Here is a 19,189-nt window from a genome sequence, read left to right as displayed (position 1 = left end):
GGTCGGGCGTATCGGACCAGCTGGTCAGCTGTCCGGGAGCGTGGCCATCGCATGTGTCCGGTGACCGGCGATCTCGCGCAGGACCGCGGGCAGTAGATATCCGGCCGCGAGTTCGTATCCCGCTGCCGAGGGATGGAAGCCGTCGGCGGAGAACAGCACCTCCGGCGTGCTGCGGAAATCGCGGCCCAGCAGATCGCCCATTCGCACGGCGCACCCGCCCGCGGACCTGGTCGCCGACGCCTGCGCGCGGGCCAGGCGCACGCTCCAGCTGTGCACCAGGGTGCGCAGCGGCTGCGGAATCGCCGCCACCGTACCCAGATCCGGGCAGGTGCCGACCACGACAACGCTTCCGGCCTTGTGCAGGCGTTCGACCGCGCTGCGCAATCGGTGTGCGGACTGCAGGACCGAGTGCTTCTTCGTGACGTCGTTGGCGCCGACCAGGATGACCGCGACGTCCGGCGGCGGACCGGCCACGAACATCGCATCCACCTGTCCGGCCAGACCTTTCGAGGTGGCGCCCGAAATTGCCTTGGTGCTCAAGCGGATTCGCCGCCCGGACGCCTCGGCCACGCCGCGGGCGATCCGCACGCCGGGCACTTCCTCGGCGCTGTGACAACCGACCCCGGCCGCGGTGGAATCACCGAAGATCATCAGATGGACGTCGAAAGGCGTTCCGGTGCGCCATGATTCGGGCACGAGGCAGCCGGCTGTATACACACCGTCGGCCTCCGGGGGTTTGGAGGTGTCCCGCCCGATCAGCGTGCGCGCGGCCTGCGCCTGCGACATCAGCAGGCGATAGGTCGCCCACGAGGCGGTTCCGGCGCCGGAACCCGCCACGACTGTCGCGGCGCTCGTCACCGCGAAGGTGCGCCAGCCTTTTACCACGGCAGTGCCTCTCCGTCCTCGTTATCCGCTGCGTCCCAGTTCATCGGCCCGTTCGGGCGTCGGCATCCATCGTGCACCATCACCGGCCCGGGAGCACCCTCCGAATGACAGCCGCACCCGTTACCGGTCCTCGCACATCTCTCAACGCCCTGCAGCGGGTGCGGGTTCCGCGATCGTGTGCGTCGCGGATGCGGACCGCCGGATCGCGGACCACACGAACGAACGCACCCCGCCCGCAGTGCGGACGGGGTGCGCCGGTACGGACGAAAGTGGTCGGGTCAGTGTCCGGGAGGGGCCGGGACGTCGAAGGTCGCGTGGCTGGGCACGCTCAGATTGTTGGTGGTGACGGTCACGTCGATGCGGCCCGGACCGGTGTTCTGATACACGGCGTAGAGAATGCTGCCGTAGATGCCCGAGACGACGTTCACCCGCCACTGGCCGGCGGCGCCGGTGTTCAGATTGCGCCAGGCGACGGTGGTGTCCACGTTGCACAGCGGGGCCAGCGGGTACGAGCCGGAGCCGACGCCCTGGATGGGCTGGGCCTGGACGTTGAACACGGCCCGACCGGCATAGTCGGGGCTGGTATCGGCCCAGGTACGGATATTTCCACCACAGAGCCCGCCGAAGAACAGGCTGGGCGTCTGCGGGAATTGAACGGTCTGTGCGCCCGCGACGGCGGACGAGGCTATCGCGGCTACGGCCCCGAGGGAGCCGAGCAGGATTGCGGCACTGCGGGCGGTCTGAGGCATCCTCACGCCGGAGATGATAGCGGCCGATGATAGCGGAGTCCGTGCCCGTCCGGCCGCGACGCACACTCGCGGGGCGCGCGTGCGTGACCACGGGGTCGCAGCAGCACTGTCGGCTACTTCTGGAACGATGGGCGGCATGCGCATCGCGAACCATGTCGTCGAGCTGATCGGCAACACCCCGCTCGTTCGGTTGAACTCGGTGGTGGGGCCCGAGTCCGGCCTGGTGGCGGCCAAGATCGAATATCTGAACCCGGGCGGCAGCTCCAAGGACCGCATCGCGGTCAAGATGATCGACGCCGCCGAGGAGCAGGGCCTGCTGAAGCCGGGCGGCACGATCGTCGAGCCGACTTCCGGCAACACCGGCGTCGGCCTGGCGCTGGTCGCCCAGCAGCGCGGCTACAAATGTGTTTTCGTCTGCCCGGACAAGGTCAGTGAGGACAAGCGCAACGTGCTGCGGGCCTACGGTGCGGAGGTCGTGGTGTGCCCGACCGCCGTTCCGCCCGAGCATCCGGACAGCTACTACCAGGTCTCCGATCGTCTGGTGCGCGAGATCCCGGGTGCGTGGAAGCCGGATCAGTACTCCAATCCCGGCGGCCCGGCCAGCCACTACGAGACCACCGGCCCGGAGATCTGGCGGGACACCGACGGCACGGTGACCCATTTCGTCGCGGGCGTCGGCACCGGCGGAACGATCACCGGAACCGGCCGCTACCTCAAGGAGATCTCCGGCGGCAAGGTCACGATCGTCGGCGCGGATCCGGAGGGCTCGGTGTACTCCGGCGGCACCGGCCGGCCGTACCTGGTCGAGGGCGTCGGCGAGGATTTCTGGCCCAGCGCCTACGATCCGGCGATTCCGGACGAGATCATCGCGGTCTCCGATGCGGATTCCTTCGAGATGACCCGCCGCCTGGCCCGCGAGGAGGGCCTGCTGGTCGGCGGGTCCTGCGGTATGGCCGTGGTGGCGGCGCTGCGGGTGGCCGAGCGCGATCCGCACGCGGTCGTGGTGGTGCTGCTGCCCGACGGCGGCCGCGGCTACCTGTCGAAGATCTTCAACGATCAGTGGATGAGCTCATACGGCTTCCTGCAGTCCCGGCTGGACGGCAGCATCGCCGAGCCGACGGTCGGAGACGTACTGCGTGGCAAATCTGGCGCAATCCCCGATCTGGTGCACACGCATCCACAGGAGACGCTGCGCGACGCCATCGAGATCCTGCGCGAGTACGGCGTGTCGCAGATGCCCGTGGTGGGCGCGGAGCCGCCGGTGATGGCCGGCGAGGTGGCGGGCAGCGTGACCGAGCGCGATCTGCTCTCGGCGGTGTTCGAGGGCCGCGCGCATCTCACCGATCCGGTGTCGAAGCATATGAGCCCGTCGTTCCCGCTGATCGGCTCCGGCGAGTCGGTGTCCGCGGTGACCAAGGAACTCGAGTCCACCGATGCGCTGATGGTCGTCGAGGACGGTAAGCCGATCGGTGTCATCACCCGGCACGATCTGCTCGGCTTCCTGAGCGCCTCGGGAATCCCCGCAGTGCACTGAGGGGCTGGACCGCCTCTCCGGGACTTCAGCGTGCCGTTGGGTGCCTGGGGGCTTGTGCTTCGGGGCGGCGGTTGGGAGGGGGCCGGGTTTTGGGGGTACCCGGGGAGTTACCCATGTTCGTGTGAGATCAGTTGTTGCGAGTCGGCGGTGCCCACAGGGCGCCGCCGATTTTTTTGGGTGGGGTGGTTCGGGTGGGCTTGCCGAGGGGTTGCTTGAGGCGTGCGGGGGTGGGGGTTCGGGGTGGGGGAGTGGGTGTCGGGGCCGTTATGCGGTTGTGTCCTGAGGGGCGAAAATCGTCTCGAAACGGCTTCGTACAGCACGACACGCTAAATTTTTCTGTGATCTGGCGCACTCGGTACAAACAATCAAACTCCCCGCTCAGGGCTTGATAGCGATTGCTGATCATGCGCAAACTGGCCGAGAAACATCGTCTGTTCATCTTCAGTTAAGTTTACGTTAACCTACCGCAATCACTCTGTGACCTCGTTGGTTATCGGACCGCGAGTCCGGATTACACGAGGAGTTGTCAACGCTATGCGGAATACGACCGCGTTTGTCGCGCCACCCGGCGCAGCACTCGCAGCGTTTGCCGTCGCGGCCGCGAAAGCCTCCCGCGTCGGCGCGCCACCCGGCAATCGCTGAGTCGCGTCGTATCAGCGGGGAGTAAGAGCCTCCCCCTTTTCTGAGCCCAACAGCATCCAGTGCTCGGGCGAGCCTACCGAGAAACGGTGTTCGCCTCTATTCAGTGCTGCCTGCTGCGGCCGGCAACGGCCGAAACCCAGAGTAGGAACCCACTTCGCATGTCCATCAAGAGCAGTAGAGCCAAGGCGGTCGCACGGACCGCCGGATCCGCCACCCTGGCCGTGGCCGCCCTCGCCGCCATCACCTCGGCGGCCGGGGAAGGTGCCCCGCACGTGGCGCCCGTCGCCCTGGCCTCGACGATCGAGCAGGCGACCCATCCGGCCCCCGCGGCCGCGCTCCCCGCCCCGGCCGCGCCGATTCAGCCCGTGGCCGCTGCCGTACCGGCTCCCGCGCCGATGCCGGCGCCGCTGCCCGCGCCTGCGCCGGCCCCGGTTCTGCCGCCGCCCCCGCCGAGCTACCCGGACAACCTGGACGGCTGGATCCATCAGGCGATGGACGTCATGTCCGCGCACGGGATCCCGGGCAGCTACAACGGCATCTACCGCAACATCATTCGTGAGTCGAGTGGCAACACCCAGGCGATCAACCTGTACGACTCCAATGCCGCCGCCGGCATCCCGTCCAAGGGGCTGCTGCAGGTCATCGATCCGACCTTCCAGGCGTATCACGTCGAGGGCACCTCGTGGAATATCTGGGACCCGGTCGCCAATATCGCCGCGGCCTGCAACTATGCCGCCGCGCGCTACGGCTCGATGGACAACGTGGATTCGGCCTACTGACCGGTCTCTTTCTTGTCGATCTGCCGAACCCGGCATATCCGCGCGTTGTATCGAATCAGCAATATCGGCGCAAACTGCGGGTGAAGGTGTTTTCCCGGGGTATAACCGGGCGAGGAGTGTTTCGGCACCCGGCCGGAACACGCGGTGCGAGGGAGCTTTCGTGCACGCGGTGGATCCGATGCGGACGCAGCTCGCATCCTGGCTGCCGAATCTCGCGGACGCACTCGTCATCGCCGTTGTCGCGGCCGTCCTGGGGCGCATCGTGATGAGTCCGGTGGCGAAGCGTTTCCGCGACCCGGCCCACGGGCGCATGGTCGGCCGATTCGCGGCCGTGATCATCTGGGGCATCGGTGCGGCGGCCGTGCTGGGACAGATCGGCGTGCCCGCCTCGGTCACGTTGCCGATCCTGGGCACGGTCGTGGCGCTCGGCGGCGCGGTGCTGGTGCTGCTCGTCGGGCCGCGCCTGCCCGGGTTCGTGCGACATCGCCGCGGCAGCGATTCGCCCGAGATCCAGGAACAACGGACCGCTGCGCGCGGACAGGCCCAGGCATATCGGCGAGGACGCCAGGACGCGCTGCGTAATCAGCGTCTATCGCACGATTCGTGGCCGCGCTAGAAGATCAGTCCCGATCCGTGGCGAGCAGGCAGATCGCGGCCAGGCGCAGCGGCAGCCAGTCGGCTCGTACCCACGCCTCCAGATCGCGCGGGGCGATGATCGCGGACCGGCTGGAATTCTCCACCAGCCCGCGCGCATAACCGGCCAGCAACACCGACACCGGGACGGCAGCGGAATTCTCGATTCCGCGTTCCACGATGTCGCGGACGGCGGCCGCGTGTTGATCGAGGGCGGCGCATACCGCAGGTGATTGTTCGGCTGCGACCATCGCGGGGATTCCATGCGATTTGTCCAGCCGATTCAAAGTCTTGCGCGCTGATACTTCCAACAACGCGGAGCCGAACTGAAACACCCGGACAGAATAGCAACTTCCGGGCATTTTCGGCAGTTCCGCACGATATCCGTCCGAGAAGACGGTGGCGAGCCGAAATGGATTGTCAGCGAAATGCTTTGGACCCGGTGAGAGCCTCGCCGAGGACGAGCTGATGTACCTCGGCGGTGCCCTCGTAAGTGAGCACCGATTCCAGATTGTTCGCATGCCGCAGCACCGGATAATCCAGGGTGATGCCGTTCGCGCCGAGAATGGTCCGGCACTGCCGCGCGATCGCGATCGCCTCGCGGGTGCTGTTGAGCTTTCCGGCGCTGACCTGTTCCGGACGCAGCTCACCGCGATCCTTCAATCGGCCCAGATGCAGCGCGAGCAACTGCCCCTTGCCCAACTCGACGGCCATATCCGCCAATTTGGCCTGGGTCAGCTGGTAGGCGGCCAGCGGCTTGTCGAACACCTCTCGGGTGCGCGCGTAATCGATGGCGGCGGCCAGACAGTCGGCGGCGGCCCCCAGCGCGCCGAAGACGATGCCGAACCGTGCCTCCGACAGACAGCCCAGCGGCGCGGAAAGCCCCTTGCCATCGGGCAGCAGGGCATCACCCGGCAGCCGCACGCCGTCCAGATCGAGTTCGGCCGTGACAGAGGCGCGCAACGAGAGTTTGCGATGCATCTCACGGGCGGTGAATCCGGGCGTACCCGCGGGGACGAGGAATCCGCGCACGCCCTCCTCGGTGCGCGCCCACACCACCGCGACGTCGGCCACCGATCCGTTGGTGATCCACATCTTCGAACCGTTCAGCACCCAGTCCGCGCCGTCACGGACCGCACGGGTGCGCATACCGCCCGGATTCGAGCCGAAATCGGGTTCGGTGAGCCCGAAGCAGCCCAGTGCCCGCCCGGCCGCCATCTGCGGGAGCCAGTGCTGTTTCTGCTCCTCAGATCCGTATTCGTGGATGGCGGTCATGGCCAGCGAACCCTGCACCGAGACCATGCTGCGCACGCCCGAATCCACTGCCTCGAGTTCCATACAGGCCACGCCGTACTCGGTCGCCGAAGTACCCGCACAGCCGTATCCGTCCAGATGCATGCCCAGCAGACCGAGCGCACCCAGTTCGGGTGCGAGCTCGCGCGCCGGGAAGGTGCCCTGCTCGAACCAGTCGGCCACATGCGGTCGCAGTCGCTGCTCACCGAATGCGCGCACGGTGTCGCGGATCTGTCGTTCGGTGTCGGTGAGCAGGGAATCGATGGCGAACAGTTCGTCGACGGTGACCATGCGCTCACCCTATGGCGGAGAGATGTCGGTAACAATGGCACCCGGCCCGTCGTGAGGGGAGTTTGCGCCCGGATTTAGGCTGGTCGGCATGACCGATCAGCTGGGGTTCTCCACACGCGCCGTGCACGCCGGATTCGATCCCGATCCGCAGACCGGCGCGGTGAACGTGCCGATCTACGCCAGTTCCACCTTCGCCCAGGACGGCGTCGGCGGACTGCGCGGCGGCTTCGAGTACGCCCGCACCGGCAATCCCACTCGCACCGCGCTGGAAGCCAATCTGGCCGCGCTCGAGTCGGGGCGGCACGGCCGGGCCTTCTCCTCCGGGATGGCGGCCACGGACTGTGCGCTGCGGGCGACGCTGCGGCCCGGCGATCACCTGGTGATCCCCGACGACGCGTACGGCGGCACGTTCCGGTTGATCGACAAGGTGTTCACGCAGTGGGGCATCGAGTACTCGGTCGCACCGGTCTCCGATCCCGACGCGGTGCGTAACGCCCTGCGCCCCAACACCAAACTCGTCTGGGTGGAGACGCCGACAAATCCGCTGCTGAACGTCGGCGATATTCCGGCGCTGGCCGACGTCGCGCACGGCGGCGGCGCGAAACTGGTGGTGGACAACACCTTCGCCTCGCCGTACCTGCAGCAGCCGCTGCTGCTGGGCGCGGACATCGTGATCCACTCGACCACCAAATACCTCGGCGGACATTCCGATGTGGTCGGCGGCGCCCTGGTCACCGACGATCCCGAGCTCGATGCCGCCTTCGCCTTCCTGCAGAACGGCGCGGGCGCGGTGCCCGGCCCGACCGATGCGTTCCTGACGCTGCGCGGCATCAAAACCCTTGCGGTGCGGATGGATCGGCACTGCGACAACGCCGAGACGCTCGCCGAATTCCTGTCCGGGCATCCGGCCGTCGCGGAGGTGATCTACCCGGGCCTGCCGCAGCATCCCGGAAATGCGGTGGCGCAGAAGCAGATGCGCCGCTTCGGCGGGATGATCTCGGTGCGGTTGGCGGGCGGTCGCGATGCGGCACTGAAGTTCTGCTCGAACACGAAACTGTTCACCCTCGCCGAATCGCTGGGCGGGGTGGAGTCGCTGATCGAGCATCCGGGCGCGATGACGCACGCTTCCACTGCGGGCTCGGCGCTGGAGGTGCCCGCGGATCTGGTGCGGCTCTCGGTCGGTATCGAAGATGTCAGTGATTTGCTGGCCGATATCGAGCAGGCACTGTAACTTCGGCAGATGAGCACAGCGGCCGCACCATCGAATGGTGCGGCCGCTGCGTTGTTCTACGGTTCGGTCGGCCTGCTGCGAGCCGACCGGGACTCAGCTGTGGTAAGGCTCCGCGCTGACCAGGGTCACCTTCATGATGTTGCCGTTGGGCAACGTGTACTCGCGGGTCTCGCCGACCTTGGCGTTGATGAGCGCGCCGCCCAGCGGGGAGTTCGGCGAGTAGGTCTCGAGGTTCGACCCGCCCAGGCCCTCTTCGCGCGTCGCGATCAGGAAGGTCTCGGTATCGGTCTCGTCACCGTCGTAGTAGACCTTGACGACCGAACCCGGCAGCGCCACGCCCGACTTGGTCGGGGCGACGCCGACCTTGGCGTTGTTCAGCAGTTCCTGCAGCTGACGGATGCGGGCCTCCTGCTGGCCCTGCTCCTCGCGCGCCGCGTGGTAACCGCCGTTCTCCTTGAGGTCGCCCTCCTCGCGTCGCTCGTTGATTTCGGCCGCGATGACCGGACGATTGGCAATGAGCGCGTCGAGTTCGCCCTTGAGCCTCTCATGCGACTCCGGTGTGAGCCAGGTCACTTGCGTCTCAGTCATCTCGATCACTCCCTAGTAGTTGTTCCCGGCGAACCGGGATTCCCAAATACCCGCAACCGTGCACGCCCCACGTGGATGCGCACAGCAACAGACGACGGCTGGAGCGATCCCTGGGGATATCGTCGAACCCCGACAGGCCCCGTTCTCGTGTGGCATTGTGTGCCGAGAACTGATACCGCTGGCCGCCAATGCAGCAAACACGGCTCCGAGCCTTCGGAACCGTGTATCGCATCATTTTAGCACGATTTACAAAGATGCAGGTCGGAGCGGTGATTGCAGGGCGTTTCGCCTGGATCGCCCGGTCGGGCGCATCATCCGGCGCGCAGGTAGGCGGGAACTGTGCCGCCGCAGCCGTAAATATCGCTTGCGGCCGGTCGTGCCACGCTGCGCACGATGGTCTTCAGCTCGACCGTCCCGCTACTCGAGGGCGCGATCAGCACCTCGCGCCGTCCGACCTCGCTGCCGTTGGAGTCCATCGCCCGCACGAAGCACACCGCGGCACGTTCGGGATGCGTTCGGGTCACCTTGAAATGCGCCTCGACGGTCGAATCGTTGATGACCGTATATCCGAGCTGTTCCGGATCGATATCCTTCGGCCCGAACTGTCTATAGCCGATGTACGCGATGATCAGACCCAGCACGACCACCCCGACGCTCAGCACGGGAAGTACCCAGCGGCGGCGGGTGGATGCCTTGCCGTAGCGATCGCCGACCCCTCCGGACCCGGGCCGACTCGCCGTGCGCGAAGCTTCGGTCGGGCTCGCCTGGTCGCCGGTATCGGAGTCGGAGTTCGCGGTCTCCTGGGTCCCGGCCTCGCCGACGCCCGGTTCCGGCGCGGGCGAAGGCTCGCCCGCGCTCGTCGTGCGCTCACTGCGCTCGCTCATGATCTGCTCGCTCCCGCAGGTAATCGGCGTACCTCACCTTTGCAGGGGGTAGCTCGGAACAAAAGAGGGTCGGATGGAACTATAGGGAGACAGATCTGACACCCCCCTGCCCGGATGGCGGCGGAGAGCTATGAGGTGAAGACGGTGAGCTACGAGGTGAGCCCGGCGTGAGTGAGATGGTGGAGTCGTGACCGGTCTGCGCCTCATGGCGGTGCATGCCCATCCCGACGACGAGTCGAGCAAGGGCGCCGCGACGACCGCGAAGTACGCCGCGGAGGGCAACGACGTTCTCGTGGTCACGCTCACCGGCGGTGAGCGCGGGTCGATCCTCAATCCGGCGATGGATACCCCGGGCATTCTCGAGCGCATGGACGAGGTGCGGCGCGAGGAGATGGCCGAGGCCGCCAAGGCGCTCGGCGTCCGTCAGCACTGGCTCGGGTTCGTCGATTCCGGGCTGCCCGAGGGCGATCCGCTGCCGCCGCTGCCCGAGGGATCCTTCGCCCTGGTTCCGCTGGAGGAGGCCACCGAGGCGCTGGTGCGCGTGGTGCGCGAGTTCAAACCGCACGTGATCACCACGTACGACGAGAACGGCGGCTATCCGCACCCGGATCACATCATGTGCCACAAGGTGTCCATGGCCGCGTACCTGACCGCGGGCGATCCGGAGAAGTTCCCCGACGCGGGCGAACCGTGGACGCCGAGCAAGCTCTACTACGACCACGGATTCAGCATTTCGCGGATGGAGATCTTCGCGCAGGAATTCGAGCGCATCGGTGAGCCGTTCCCGATGCAGGAGTGGCTGGACCGGTTCCGCAAGGCCGCCGAGGAACGCGGCGACATCATGGGCCGGGTCACCACTCAGATCGAGTGCTCCAAGTATTTCCCGCAGCGTGACGAGGCGTTGCGCGCGCACGCCACCCAGATCGACCCGAACGGCGCGTTCTTCGCTATCCCGATGGAGATGCAGCAGCGGCTGTGGCCCACCGAGGAGTTCGAACTCGCCAAGACCCGGGTGCGCACGGAGATCCCGGAGACCGACCTGTTCGCGGGGATCGAGGATCCACAGATCGAGGTGGCGGACCGATGATTCTCACCGTTCTGGCCCAGAACACCACCACCAATCCGACCGGACCGGAGTTCGGCAAGGCATCTCCGCTGGGTCTGGTCATCGTCCTGGTCCTGCTGGCCGGGACCGTGCTGCTGATCCGTTCGATGAACAAGCACATCAAGAATCTGCCCGCGGACTTCTCCCCGGAGCACCCCGAACCGGATCAGGCCGCCGACGAGGGGACCGATCCGGGCGCGGCGGAGGCCGAGACGGAATCCGAGGTCGAAGCGGCCGAGGACCAGAAGTCCGACGCGGCCGGGGCCGGGAGCCGCGAGACGAAACCGCCAGGAAAATCCTGAACTCGCGCCCGCGCGGCAGCCGAGTATGAATACGCCCTGTTCCGGAGATCTCCGGAACAGGGCGAATTGCTGTGTGGCCCTGGTCAGAACGGCCAGTTCGCGTGGGCGCCGGCCTCCAGCAGACCGATCGTGGCGAAGGCCGCGTCGGTCAGACCGCCGAAGGCGTGGCGGTTGTGTGAACCACTCGGTGCGTGGCCCAGGCGATAGCCCGCGAGGTTCCACGTGTAGAGCGGCACCGACGCGGGCAGCGCCCCGCCGACGTCGCTGCCCTCGGCCTGCTCGTCGGTGAGGATGACCACCCGATCGTGCTCGTCGAAGTGGGTGCGTACCGCCCGAGCGGTATCGGTGCCCGCGCCGATGAAGTAGCCGTCGGTCTTCCACCGCTCGACCGCCCGCAGCAGCGCCTCCCCGGGCCGAAGGTCGAAGACCAGGCTGGACATCGAGTAGGACGCCACGTCGACCCGCTCGCACCGGCTCGCCAGCGCGATCCCGAAGACCACGGCGGCATCCCAGCGGCGCAGTGAACCGTACTGGGAGAACACCGAGTTCATCGAGAACGACGTGTCGACCAGGACCAGGGTGCGACCGCGCAGGACCGGTACCGAAGCCAGCGAGTGCCCCAGCGCCAGTTCGAGTGCCTGCCCCCAGCGCAGCGACGGTGCGGCCCGGTACGCGGACAGGAACCGCATCGGCAGCTGCCGCGACCGGGCCACCTGCTCGGGATCGGCGAGCCGGTCCGCGACCTGTGCGGCCACCGAATCGCTGACTCCGGCCTTGTCGAAGTTGCGCAGGTTGCGCAGGAGCGCCATGTAGCCCATCGAGGGGATCAGTGCCTCCCACACCCGGGCATCCATCGGACCCTGCAACCAGCCGGCCACCGCTTCCCAGGTCATTCCGGCCGCACGCAGCGTCGTGCGAGCGGTTTCGGGGTCGTCGAACAGCGCGCGACGTCGCGGTCCGGACGGCAGCGCGAGCAGGTTCGCGCGGGCCCGCAGGATGCGCAGCCGGTCCGGGATCGCGGTGTCGCGGCTGTGGCGGCGGTCCAGGGCGTGTGCGAAAAGCTCACCCTGCCAAGGCTTGTCGTCCGACGGAGCCGGATGTACCAGATCCAGCACGTCGCCGAAGCGTACGGAGTTCGCGGACGAATCCCACTTGACCAGTGCGCGTTCGTCGTACAGTCGGCGCACCGCGTCGGCGACACCGCGCTTGACCGGCTTGGGCAGCGCCCGTCCGTACGAGGTGAGCCAGTAGGCCAGCAGCTCACCCGGCTCGTCGGCCCGCAGTAGCACGGAATCGATTGTCTGGCGGGACATTCCGGACTCACCGGCGGTCAGTCGCGCCCGGGTGAACTCCACCGCGCCCACCAGTGCGGCAGTGCGCAGGTTCGCCGACGTGCGCAGCCAGCGCAGCAAGCGCGCGGTCCACTCCGGATCGGCGAGGGTGTTCGCCCGGATCAGCTCGGCGTAACGGCTGTCGCGCGCGTGCCCGGATTCGTAGAAGGTGTTCTCGCCCACCATGTTCGACACCGCGAGCAGGAACAGCTCACCCTTCGGGCTGCGCTCGTATCCCGGCGCGCCCTCGTAGGTCCGCCCCGACGGCGTCCGTGCGGTCAGCACCGCCGACGTCGCGCCGGTGCGCATGTGTGCAGTGTTGAACTTGCTCACGGTGCTTTCCCCCGTGTGTCGGATGTCGCACCGACAGGTGCGAAACGTTGTGCCCGAGATCGAGTCGACGACGGTACGTGAGCTGCTCTGCCACTTGAGCTACCGGGCCGAGAGTGGTCCGGGCGGGATTCGAACCCGCAACCTGCCGATTAGAAGTCGGAGTATCCGTTGCCTGCGCACCGGGCACGAAGGGAAATATACGGACCGAATCCCGATGGCCGCCACGGATTTTTCACCGCAGGTCACCGGGGGTGCGGAAGGAAAAGTGCCGGAAATGTGACGTGCTGTCCGTTCGTGTTCAGAACGACCTCTCGTGATGGCGCTGATGGCAGATGTCGCAATCACAGTCGAAATAGCCGATTCCGGCACTGCCGTGGGCGCCGCGACGTTCGGCATCCTCGAGATCGGCGTACCAGGGCCGCCGTTCCGCCGAACCGGCTGCTGCGGTGTTCCTCATACCGTGGGAATACCCAACCGGAAGTGCTCCCGGGTCACGGTTTCGGCACGCGAGCCGGTGACTTCACGTGCGGGCCCTGGGGCGGGAGAGACGACGACGCCGATGCAGCCAGGTATAGATGCCGGTGAGGGTGAGTGCGATGGGGGTGAATCCTATTGCGAGCCAGACCGTTCGCAGGGGCCACGGCGCGACGGAGCCGAAGTGCAGTGCGTAGGTCCACTTGTCCCACAGGGTGTTCGCCAGGGGGACGTCGCCGCCGCGGGTGATGGTGGCGGTGGCGGTGTGGCGGTCGACGGCCACCGAGGTCGGTGGGAGGGGGACGATGCCGCGGCCGACGGTCGTGCCCTGGTTGAAGTCGATGCCGTAGGTGTCGGCGGGGTTCGGGCCGGGTTCCATCACGGCCACCACACGCCCGGCCGGGACGAGTGATTTCGCGGCTGCGACCGCGGAATCGGTGCTCACATCGGGGCCTTCGCCGGGAACCGAGTACACCGTCCGGGTGACCGAATGGGTTCCGGTGATCGCGTACCACGCCGACGCGATCGCGGGGATCAGGAATCCGGCGCCGGTCAGGGCCCAGAACAGCAGGAACACCATGGTGACCGCGCCGAGGACGTCGTGTACGTCGCGCAGGGCGCGATAGATGCCGCGGTGCAGATGGATCTTCAGTCGCGTGGTGAGGTTCCGGATTCCGGGCCACCAGATGAGCAGTCCGCTCGCGCACCACCAGGCCAGGGCCGCGCCGAGCAGCGCGATCAGCCAGTAGCCGACCGGAACGGTCAGCCACGTACGGGCCAGCCAGGGTTGATATCCGGGGAATTTCTCGCAGGACAGGGCGCAGGCGTGCAAGTTGGTGAGGAATCCGAGAAATCCGCCGTTCGGGTCGGCCGTGCCGAGTATCCGGCCACTGCCCGCATCGATGTAAGTGGCCGGTCCGGCGCGTCCCGAACGCACCTGGAATACGCCGTCGATCAGAGTCGCCTGGGCTCGGACCAGCGGCCGGGTCTCGCGCGTGATCCGGATGGCCTCGGCCGCGGTGACCGCCGGGCGAGTATCGGTGGCCGCGAACAGTTCCGGGTGGTTCATCCGGTAGATCTCGGGCCGGAACAGCAGCACGCACCCGCAGCTCACCTGGGCCACCAGCGCGAGGCCGAGGACCACCGTGACCCAGCGGTGTACTGCCGTCGACCATCGGACCACCGTGCGCAGTGTGCGGAAACGCTTGAGTACCGGTGCCTTTCGGCGACGTCGCAGAGGTCGGGGCGGGGGTGCCGTGGCGGTGGCTTCGCGTTCGTCACGAGGTCTCCGAATCCTGGTGTCGGACTCGTCCGTTGTCGACATCCGGTACCCCCTCCACTGCGCTCGGCTCGGCGGAATGCCCGGCCGTCGATATCCGGCGCTACGCCACCTCCATCAGCAAGATAGCCTAACCTAATAATAACTTGTCAATAGCCGGTCGGCGGCGGGGTATCCACGGTGGATGTCGTCAGGGTCGGTTCGGCTCTTACCCTTTGCGGTTCCGACTCGAAACGATCAGCGCCACAACTGCTTTCGGGGCGGCGAGCCATTCTCGAACAGTGTTGCGCAGCAGCGTCTTTCGAGTGCAATCGCGGTAGGCGTCCACACCGTCGGTATCGATGCCCGCACCGCGGCCCAGGGCGATCGCCCGCGGTAGGTGCTGGTGCTGGGTGACGATGATCGCGCGGTCGATACCGAACAGGTCGTGGGCTCGTTCGCAGGTCGCGCGGGTGGACAAACCTTCGCCATCGTCGCGTATCCGGGCCGGGGCGACGCCGTGGTCGGTCAGATAGCTTCGCATCGAAGCGATTTCGTCACCGGAGCGGCCCTGCGCGTCGCCGGAGATCAGCACCTCGTCGCCCTTGCCCGCCGCGAGCAGTTCGACGGCGATGTCGAGCCGCCCGCGCAGGTACGTCATCGGCAGCCCGTCCGGCCCGATCTTCGCCCCCGGCACGATCACCACCGGCGCCCACGGCACGGTCGACACGGTGAACCGATGTCCGGCCGACAAGATCCGCAACAGAGCGTTCGCCGCCGACACGATCAGCATCGGCACCGCCCCCGCGCCGAGCGCTCCACGCATCAACCACCGCGCACGCGGGCGCTGTTCCTCCATCGTCACCACTCTTCCAGACGACTCCGGCGGCGCGGTCGTCCACGCGATAATCGTGCGACACGCCCGGACCGGCACTGATAAGGTCCCACGGCCGGCCGCGGGACTCCGGTGCGACTTCCGGAAATTGCCTTTACCGCACTTGTTCGCTGTTCGTGCCCCCATTCCCCGGCCGGCGCCCAGCTACCCGGGAGATCCGTCATGAGTTCGAGCAGCGATCGGCTCGCCGCCGAGGACGTGCTGCTGTTCGCCAATGCCGCGATCACCGCCACCGGTCAGCGCGAATTCCATGCCGAGCAGGGGCGGCAGCGACTGTCGCTGGACTTCCTCCACGAGTACATGCTCGGCAATTATCGGGAACTGTATGCCGCGATGCTGGCCTTGGAGATCAATGATCACAACGCCGTGCTGATCGTCCGGCGACTGCTGGAATCCGCGCGCGAGGCCACCGGCGAGCAGCGTCGCACCGAAGGGCGCCTGATCGCCCGGCGGCTGGAACTCCTTCCGCCGCAACGGGTCTACCGATTGTTTCGTGAGTTGCGCGCGGCCGGGGTCAACAATCGCCGGACGCGGGCCATCATCCGCGACTGGCTCGCGACCCGCCCCGACCCGGCCTTCGACGCGGTCAAATATCGCAGTGCGGTCAAGACGGCGCTGCGGCATGCGCACCTTCCGGCGGCCGGTGCGGAGACGGGGGATTTCCTGTTCGCCCCACGCCGCCGCAAGCACTTCGACACGCCGCTGCTGGAGGCGTGGCGCCGCGCCCACTACGAGAAGGCCGCGATCTACGAGCTGCCGTACACGGTCGCCGAGGGGTTCGCGGTCGAGCATCGCATCGACCGGGCCGTCTTCCTGGAGCGCATCGCACCCCGGTTGACCCAGCTCGAGCAGTTGCGTCTGCAGGAGTCCGCACAACGGCTCGACGCGTCGGCCTTGCGAACCGACCTGAGTCGAATGTCGTTGACGTGCTTGGCGTCCTATGTGCTGTCGCTGTCGCTGGACGATCGCGCACGACGTCGCGCCGAGCTCACCGACGCACTGTGCGCAGCCGCCCGGCGTACGGCGGGTGCGCAGCGTGGCCGCTGGGGTCGGGTGGCCGCGGTGTTGGACGACAGTTTCTCCAGCTTCGGGTCGGTGGTGAAGCGACGTCGCCCGCTCGCCGTGGCGCTGGCCTGTCACCACCTGCTGCAGGTGCTGGCGCGGGAGTACGTTCCGCTGTGGACATCCGGGCGGGATGACGCGCTGCTCGGTTATCCGTACGGCGCGACGCCGCTGGGACACCGGATCATCGACGCGCTCGACACCGCGCCCGACCGGGTGGTCATCGTGTCCGATGGCTGGGACAACGCACCGCCCGGACTCGCGGCGGAAGTGCTGCGCGTCTGGCGCGGTGTCCTGGATCCGGACGGTCGCGTCGACGTAGTGCACCTCAATCCGGTGTTCGACGCCGAGAACTTCGAGGTGCGCCGGGTGTCGGCGGTGACGCCCACCGCGGGGATCCGGAATGCCGAGGATCTGCCCGCGCTGGTGGAGCTGGCCCATTTCGCCACCGGACGCACCGAATTATCCGAGCTGACAGTGCATCTGGCCGATCGCGCAGCCACGTTCGTGCAGAGCCGATGAACGCACTGGATCTCACCGGGCTGACCACCGGTCCCGCTCAGGTGTGGGGCGGGGTGCGGCTGGTGCCGCTGCTGCGTGCGGCGCCGGTGGCCGGTCTGCGCCTGCACGCCGAGCTCTACGACGCCGACCACGGTGTGGTCGATCTCGGTCGGGCGCGCTATATCTCCTATATCCCACACGGTTTCGTGGCGGATTGGAGTGGGCAGGATTCGGTCGCCGCCGCCTACGGAACGCAACTGGCCGCTGATCGCCCCGAGCGGATGACGCTGCGGTTCCATCGCCGCATGGCCCGGCGGCAGGAGCGGACCCGGCTGCGTTTCCTGCCGCTGCATCTGGCGCTGGAGGGTTATCTGGCACTGCATTTCGGCGGTCCGGTGGTCGCCTGGTCGGAATGGTCGCAGCGGGCGCTGCGACACGGTCTGTCGCCGCGGGCCGAGCAGGCGTATCTGGGCGCCGAGGTGAGTGGACTCTCGGATGCGTTGCGGGTCTTCGAGATTCAACCACAGCAGTGCGGTGTGATGATCCATGTCGGGGATGCGCTCGCGGCAGCCTTCGTGGTGCCGCATCCCGAGGACTATCGGGCCCTGCATCTCAGCCTGATTCAGGATCTCTACGGCGAATTGATCTACCACTACGCGTATTTGATGCCACCGGTACCCGAATTTCCGGTGCGCTTGCCGGATTCGGGAATCGATTCGCTCGACGACTTGAGAGCTGCTGCTGTGCAGCAGGAGAGCGACTGGGCGCGATTCCACGACGAGACGATGGCTGCGGGCCTGATCGACGACGAGTACACCTGGGACAAGGTCTATCGGATGGGTTCGTTCACGCTGTCGCGTTTCCTGCCGCCGTTCCGATTGAAGCGGGAGAACCACATCGGCGAGACGATCACCGATGCCAGAGGCCGCGTCGCGTACCTGAAGACGTTCCGCCTCTCGGAAAATCAGGTCCGCCGCGGCCACCTCCTGACCCGTCTGGCCGCGAGCGACTGGCGAATATCCACGACCGCAACCGAACTCGGCATCACCGAGGCGCAGCTGGGCCTGCGCCTGAAGTCCTCCGGATTCGCCTATCTGCTCCGCCAGGACGTACTCGACGGCTATCGCGCCACGATGCGCCGATCTCGATAGGGCAGCGGCCGGGGGATCTCGCTACCGAGCGCGGGCTCGAGGTCGTCGAACCAGTGTGCGCCCTGGTCGTACCGTGCGAAGAACTGCCGGCCGACCAGTTCGGGGTTGCGCGCTTGGAGCATGCGCAGCGCGAAGACCTGCTCGCCGTGCACGATCGGGGCTCCGTCGAGGACGATCTTGCCGATATGGGTCGACATCACCGGGCCGCGAGCGGTGCGGGCCAGCCCCGAGACCCGGGAGATCGCGTCCACGTAGATGCGCAGGGCTCGTGCCAGCGGGACCTCGAAGTAGCTGCGCGCACCGGTATCCCGCTCGACGAACATGTAGTACGGAATGATCCCGGCCGCCACGCACCGCTGCCACAGCTGTGCCCACGTCTCGGCGTCGTCGTTGACGTGCGCGACCAGCGGAGCTTGCCCCCGGATCACCGCGCCGGTGTCCCGCACCCGCGCGATGGCCTGCTGCACCGCCGTGGTCTGCAGTTCCCGCGGATGGGAGAAGTGGGCCATCACCGCCACGTGCTTGCCCGCCGCGACGCACTGCTCCAGCAGCCGCAGCAGGTCGTCCGCATCGGGCTCCTCGGTGAAGCGGGCCGGCCAGTACGACAGTGATTTGGTTCCGAACCGCAGGGTTGCGACGTGCTCGAGATCGGCCGCGAGGAGCGGTTCCACCCAGCGGCGTAACACGCTGGTACGCATGATCATCGGGTCGCCGCCGGTGAACAGCAGGTCCGTCACCTCCGGATGCTCGCGTAGGTATCCGGTCATGCGCTGCGGGTGCGACAGCGCCTGGCGGGTCTCCGACCCGACGAATTGCGCCCACCTGAAGCAATACCCGCAATAGGCATGGCAGGTCTGCCCCTGCGACGGGAACACCAGCACGGTCTCCCGGTACTTGTGCTGCAGGCCGAGAACCGGATGTCCGTCCAGCATCGGCACGTTCTCCTCGAGTTGACCGCCGGGATGCGGATTCAGTGCGTGCCGCGCGGCTGCTGCCGCTTTGGCGAGTACCTCGCGCGAGGCTCCGGCGTCCAGCAGCTCCGCGACGGCGGTGAATACACTGGGCGGCAACATGTCCCGATGCGGGAAGGTCAGCCGGAAGATCGGATCGTCGGGTACGGCGGACCAGTCGATGAGTTCGTCGGCGACATAATTGTTGACCCGGAAGGGCAACACGGCGGACACGACTCGCAGGTCCCGCAGGTAATCCTCGGGCAGCCCACGGCGCCGGGCCAACCCCGCCAGCCGGTCGCCGGTGAAGAGCTTCAT

The 19,189-nt window shown here is 67.2% G+C and carries 19 protein-coding genes and 1 tRNA gene; 8 read left to right on the top strand and 12 right to left on the bottom strand.

Annotated elements, in window-relative coordinates; translation table 11 throughout:
* Positions 1 to 24: 24 nt before the first annotated feature.
* Entirely contained in the window at positions 25 to 885 is an 861-nt protein-coding gene (locus K7711_RS00500; RefSeq protein ID WP_308014367.1) for an SGNH/GDSL hydrolase family protein, read from the bottom strand.
* A 278-nt stretch (positions 886 to 1,163) separates the two neighbouring features.
* Positions 1,164 to 1,634 carry a hypothetical protein gene (locus K7711_RS00495; protein ID WP_235746633.1) on the bottom strand — a complete coding sequence of 157 codons (471 nt, stop codon included), beginning with the start codon at positions 1,632 to 1,634 and terminating at the stop codon, positions 1,164 to 1,166.
* Between the two features lie 136 nt (positions 1,635 to 1,770).
* On the opposite strand from K7711_RS00495, the gene K7711_RS00490 reads away from it, so the two are divergent.
* The 3 genes from K7711_RS00490 to K7711_RS00480 all read left to right on the top strand — a co-directional run bounded on the left by K7711_RS00490 (position 1,771) and on the right by K7711_RS00480 (position 5,205).
* A complete protein-coding gene (locus tag K7711_RS00490) occupies positions 1,771 to 3,168 on the top strand; it encodes a cystathionine beta-synthase (protein WP_222963842.1) in 1,398 nt (465 codons plus the stop codon).
* A gap of 800 nt (positions 3,169 to 3,968) precedes the next feature.
* Complete coding sequence (locus K7711_RS00485) at positions 3,969 to 4,589, top strand: transglycosylase SLT domain-containing protein (RefSeq protein ID WP_222963840.1); 621 nt, start codon at positions 3,969 to 3,971, stop codon at positions 4,587 to 4,589.
* 160 nt (positions 4,590 to 4,749) lie between these two features.
* Complete coding sequence (locus tag K7711_RS00480) at positions 4,750 to 5,205, top strand: hypothetical protein (RefSeq protein ID WP_222963838.1); 456 nt, start codon at positions 4,750 to 4,752, stop codon at positions 5,203 to 5,205.
* 4 nt (positions 5,206 to 5,209) lie between these two features.
* Here the strand turns inward: K7711_RS00480 and K7711_RS00475 are convergent, their stop codons facing one another.
* Together K7711_RS00475 and K7711_RS00470 are read right to left on the bottom strand one after the other, a co-directional pair.
* Positions 5,210 to 5,473: a DUF6401 family natural product biosynthesis protein gene (locus K7711_RS00475; RefSeq protein ID WP_235746497.1), complete on the bottom strand. Its 264-nt coding sequence runs from the start codon at positions 5,471 to 5,473 to the stop codon at positions 5,210 to 5,212.
* Between the two features lie 169 nt (positions 5,474 to 5,642).
* Complete coding sequence (locus K7711_RS00470) at positions 5,643 to 6,806, bottom strand: acyl-CoA dehydrogenase family protein (protein WP_222963834.1); 1,164 nt, start codon at positions 6,804 to 6,806, stop codon at positions 5,643 to 5,645.
* Positions 6,807 to 6,894: 88 nt separating this feature from the next.
* Between K7711_RS00470 and K7711_RS00465 the strand changes: the two genes are divergently transcribed.
* The gene (locus K7711_RS00465) at positions 6,895 to 8,037 is read left to right on the top strand and encodes a cystathionine gamma-synthase (protein ID WP_222963832.1); all 1,143 of its coding nucleotides are present in this window, start codon (positions 6,895 to 6,897) and stop codon (positions 8,035 to 8,037) included.
* Positions 8,038 to 8,130: 93 nt separating this feature from the next.
* On the opposite strand, the gene greA is transcribed toward K7711_RS00465, so the two are convergent.
* Together greA and K7711_RS00455 are read right to left on the bottom strand one after the other, a co-directional pair.
* The gene (greA, locus tag K7711_RS00460) at positions 8,131 to 8,625 is read right to left on the bottom strand and encodes a transcription elongation factor GreA (protein WP_040827691.1); all 495 of its coding nucleotides are present in this window, start codon (positions 8,623 to 8,625) and stop codon (positions 8,131 to 8,133) included.
* A gap of 311 nt (positions 8,626 to 8,936) precedes the next feature.
* Positions 8,937 to 9,509 carry a DUF4307 domain-containing protein gene (locus K7711_RS00455; protein WP_222963830.1) on the bottom strand — a complete coding sequence of 191 codons (573 nt, stop codon included), beginning with the start codon at positions 9,507 to 9,509 and terminating at the stop codon, positions 8,937 to 8,939.
* Positions 9,510 to 9,714: 205 nt separating this feature from the next.
* Between K7711_RS00455 and mca the strand changes: the two genes are divergently transcribed.
* Together mca and K7711_RS00445 are read left to right on the top strand one after the other, a co-directional pair.
* The gene (gene mca / locus K7711_RS00450) at positions 9,715 to 10,596 is read left to right on the top strand and encodes a mycothiol conjugate amidase Mca (protein ID WP_051193650.1); all 882 of its coding nucleotides are present in this window, start codon (positions 9,715 to 9,717) and stop codon (positions 10,594 to 10,596) included.
* Complete coding sequence (locus K7711_RS00445) at positions 10,593 to 10,916, top strand: hypothetical protein (RefSeq protein ID WP_235746496.1); 324 nt, start codon at positions 10,593 to 10,595, stop codon at positions 10,914 to 10,916. Before mca ends, K7711_RS00445 begins: the two co-directional genes overlap by 4 nt.
* A gap of 83 nt (positions 10,917 to 10,999) precedes the next feature.
* Here K7711_RS00445 and K7711_RS00440 read toward each other — a convergent pair whose 3' ends face one another.
* The 5 genes from K7711_RS00440 to K7711_RS00420 form a co-directional block, all read right to left on the bottom strand.
* The gene (locus K7711_RS00440; RefSeq protein ID WP_308014365.1) at positions 11,000 to 12,580 is read right to left on the bottom strand and encodes a TROVE domain-containing protein; all 1,581 of its coding nucleotides are present in this window, start codon (positions 12,578 to 12,580) and stop codon (positions 11,000 to 11,002) included.
* 114 nt (positions 12,581 to 12,694) lie between these two features.
* Positions 12,695 to 12,763 (bottom strand) — tRNA-OTHER (locus tag K7711_RS00435).
* A gap of 115 nt (positions 12,764 to 12,878) precedes the next feature.
* On the bottom strand, positions 12,879 to 13,037 hold the full coding sequence (locus tag K7711_RS00430; protein ID WP_222963828.1) for a hypothetical protein: 159 nt from the start codon (positions 13,035 to 13,037) through the stop codon (positions 12,879 to 12,881).
* Positions 13,038 to 13,100: 63 nt separating this feature from the next.
* On the bottom strand, positions 13,101 to 14,237 hold the full coding sequence (locus tag K7711_RS00425) for a PepSY-associated TM helix domain-containing protein (RefSeq protein ID WP_222963826.1): 1,137 nt from the start codon (positions 14,235 to 14,237) through the stop codon (positions 13,101 to 13,103).
* A 304-nt stretch (positions 14,238 to 14,541) separates the two neighbouring features.
* Positions 14,542 to 15,171, bottom strand: coding sequence for a SanA/YdcF family protein (locus tag K7711_RS00420; protein ID WP_222963824.1), 630 nt, complete (start codon positions 15,169 to 15,171; stop codon positions 14,542 to 14,544).
* A gap of 198 nt (positions 15,172 to 15,369) precedes the next feature.
* Between K7711_RS00420 and K7711_RS00415 the strand changes: the two genes are divergently transcribed.
* On the top strand, positions 15,370 to 16,791 hold the full coding sequence (locus tag K7711_RS00415) for a hypothetical protein (RefSeq protein WP_222963822.1): 1,422 nt from the start codon (positions 15,370 to 15,372) through the stop codon (positions 16,789 to 16,791).
* Complete coding sequence (locus K7711_RS00410; protein WP_222963820.1) at positions 16,788 to 17,921, top strand: ARPP-2 domain-containing protein; 1,134 nt, start codon at positions 16,788 to 16,790, stop codon at positions 17,919 to 17,921. Before K7711_RS00415 ends, K7711_RS00410 begins: the two co-directional genes overlap by 4 nt.
* Here K7711_RS00410 and K7711_RS00405 read toward each other — a convergent pair.
* Positions 17,891 to 19,189 (bottom strand): KamA family radical SAM protein, encoded by a 1,299-nt coding sequence (locus tag K7711_RS00405; protein WP_372460113.1) that lies wholly within the window; start codon positions 19,187 to 19,189, stop codon positions 17,891 to 17,893. The genes K7711_RS00410 and K7711_RS00405 overlap by 31 nt on opposite strands.

Origin of the sequence: Nocardia coffeae (assembly GCF_019890715.1) — a bacterium.
In the GTDB taxonomy this organism is placed as follows: Bacteria; Actinomycetota; Actinomycetes; order Mycobacteriales; family Mycobacteriaceae; genus Nocardia; species Nocardia jiangxiensis.
This window is presented reverse-complemented; position numbering and strand designations above follow the sequence as displayed.

Bases quoted from the DNA above. Each gene is read 5' to 3' on its own strand.
- K7711_RS00495 (WP_235746633.1), bottom strand. From the start codon at position 1,634: ATGCCTCAGACCGCCCGCAGTGCCGCAATCCTGCTCGGCTCCCTCGGG.
- K7711_RS00490 (WP_222963842.1), top strand. From the start codon at position 1,771: ATGCGCATCGCGAACCATGTCGTCGAGCTGATCGGCAACACCCCGCTC.
- K7711_RS00485 (WP_222963840.1), top strand. From the start codon at position 3,969: ATGTCCATCAAGAGCAGTAGAGCCAAGGCGGTCGCACGGACCGCCGGA.
- K7711_RS00475 (WP_235746497.1), bottom strand. From the start codon at position 5,473: ATGGTCGCAGCCGAACAATCACCTGCGGTATGCGCCGCCCTCGATCAA.
- K7711_RS00470 (WP_222963834.1), bottom strand. From the start codon at position 6,806: ATGGTCACCGTCGACGAACTGTTCGCCATCGATTCCCTGCTCACCGAC.
- K7711_RS00465 (WP_222963832.1), top strand. From the start codon at position 6,895: ATGACCGATCAGCTGGGGTTCTCCACACGCGCCGTGCACGCCGGATTC.
- greA (WP_040827691.1), bottom strand. From the start codon at position 8,625: ATGACTGAGACGCAAGTGACCTGGCTCACACCGGAGTCGCATGAGAGG.
- K7711_RS00455 (WP_222963830.1), bottom strand. From the start codon at position 9,509: ATGAGCGAGCGCAGTGAGCGCACGACGAGCGCGGGCGAGCCTTCGCCC.
- mca (WP_051193650.1), top strand. From the start codon at position 9,715: ATGGCGGTGCATGCCCATCCCGACGACGAGTCGAGCAAGGGCGCCGCG.
- K7711_RS00445 (WP_235746496.1), top strand. From the start codon at position 10,593: ATGATTCTCACCGTTCTGGCCCAGAACACCACCACCAATCCGACCGGA.
- K7711_RS00430 (WP_222963828.1), bottom strand. From the start codon at position 13,037: ATGAGGAACACCGCAGCAGCCGGTTCGGCGGAACGGCGGCCCTGGTAC.
- K7711_RS00420 (WP_222963824.1), bottom strand. From the start codon at position 15,171: ATGGAGGAACAGCGCCCGCGTGCGCGGTGGTTGATGCGTGGAGCGCTC.
- K7711_RS00415 (WP_222963822.1), top strand. From the start codon at position 15,370: ATGAGTTCGAGCAGCGATCGGCTCGCCGCCGAGGACGTGCTGCTGTTC.
- K7711_RS00410 (WP_222963820.1), top strand. From the start codon at position 16,788: ATGAACGCACTGGATCTCACCGGGCTGACCACCGGTCCCGCTCAGGTG.
- K7711_RS00405 (WP_372460113.1), bottom strand. From the start codon at position 19,189: ATGAAGCTCTTCACCGGCGACCGGCTGGCGGGGTTGGCCCGGCGCCGT.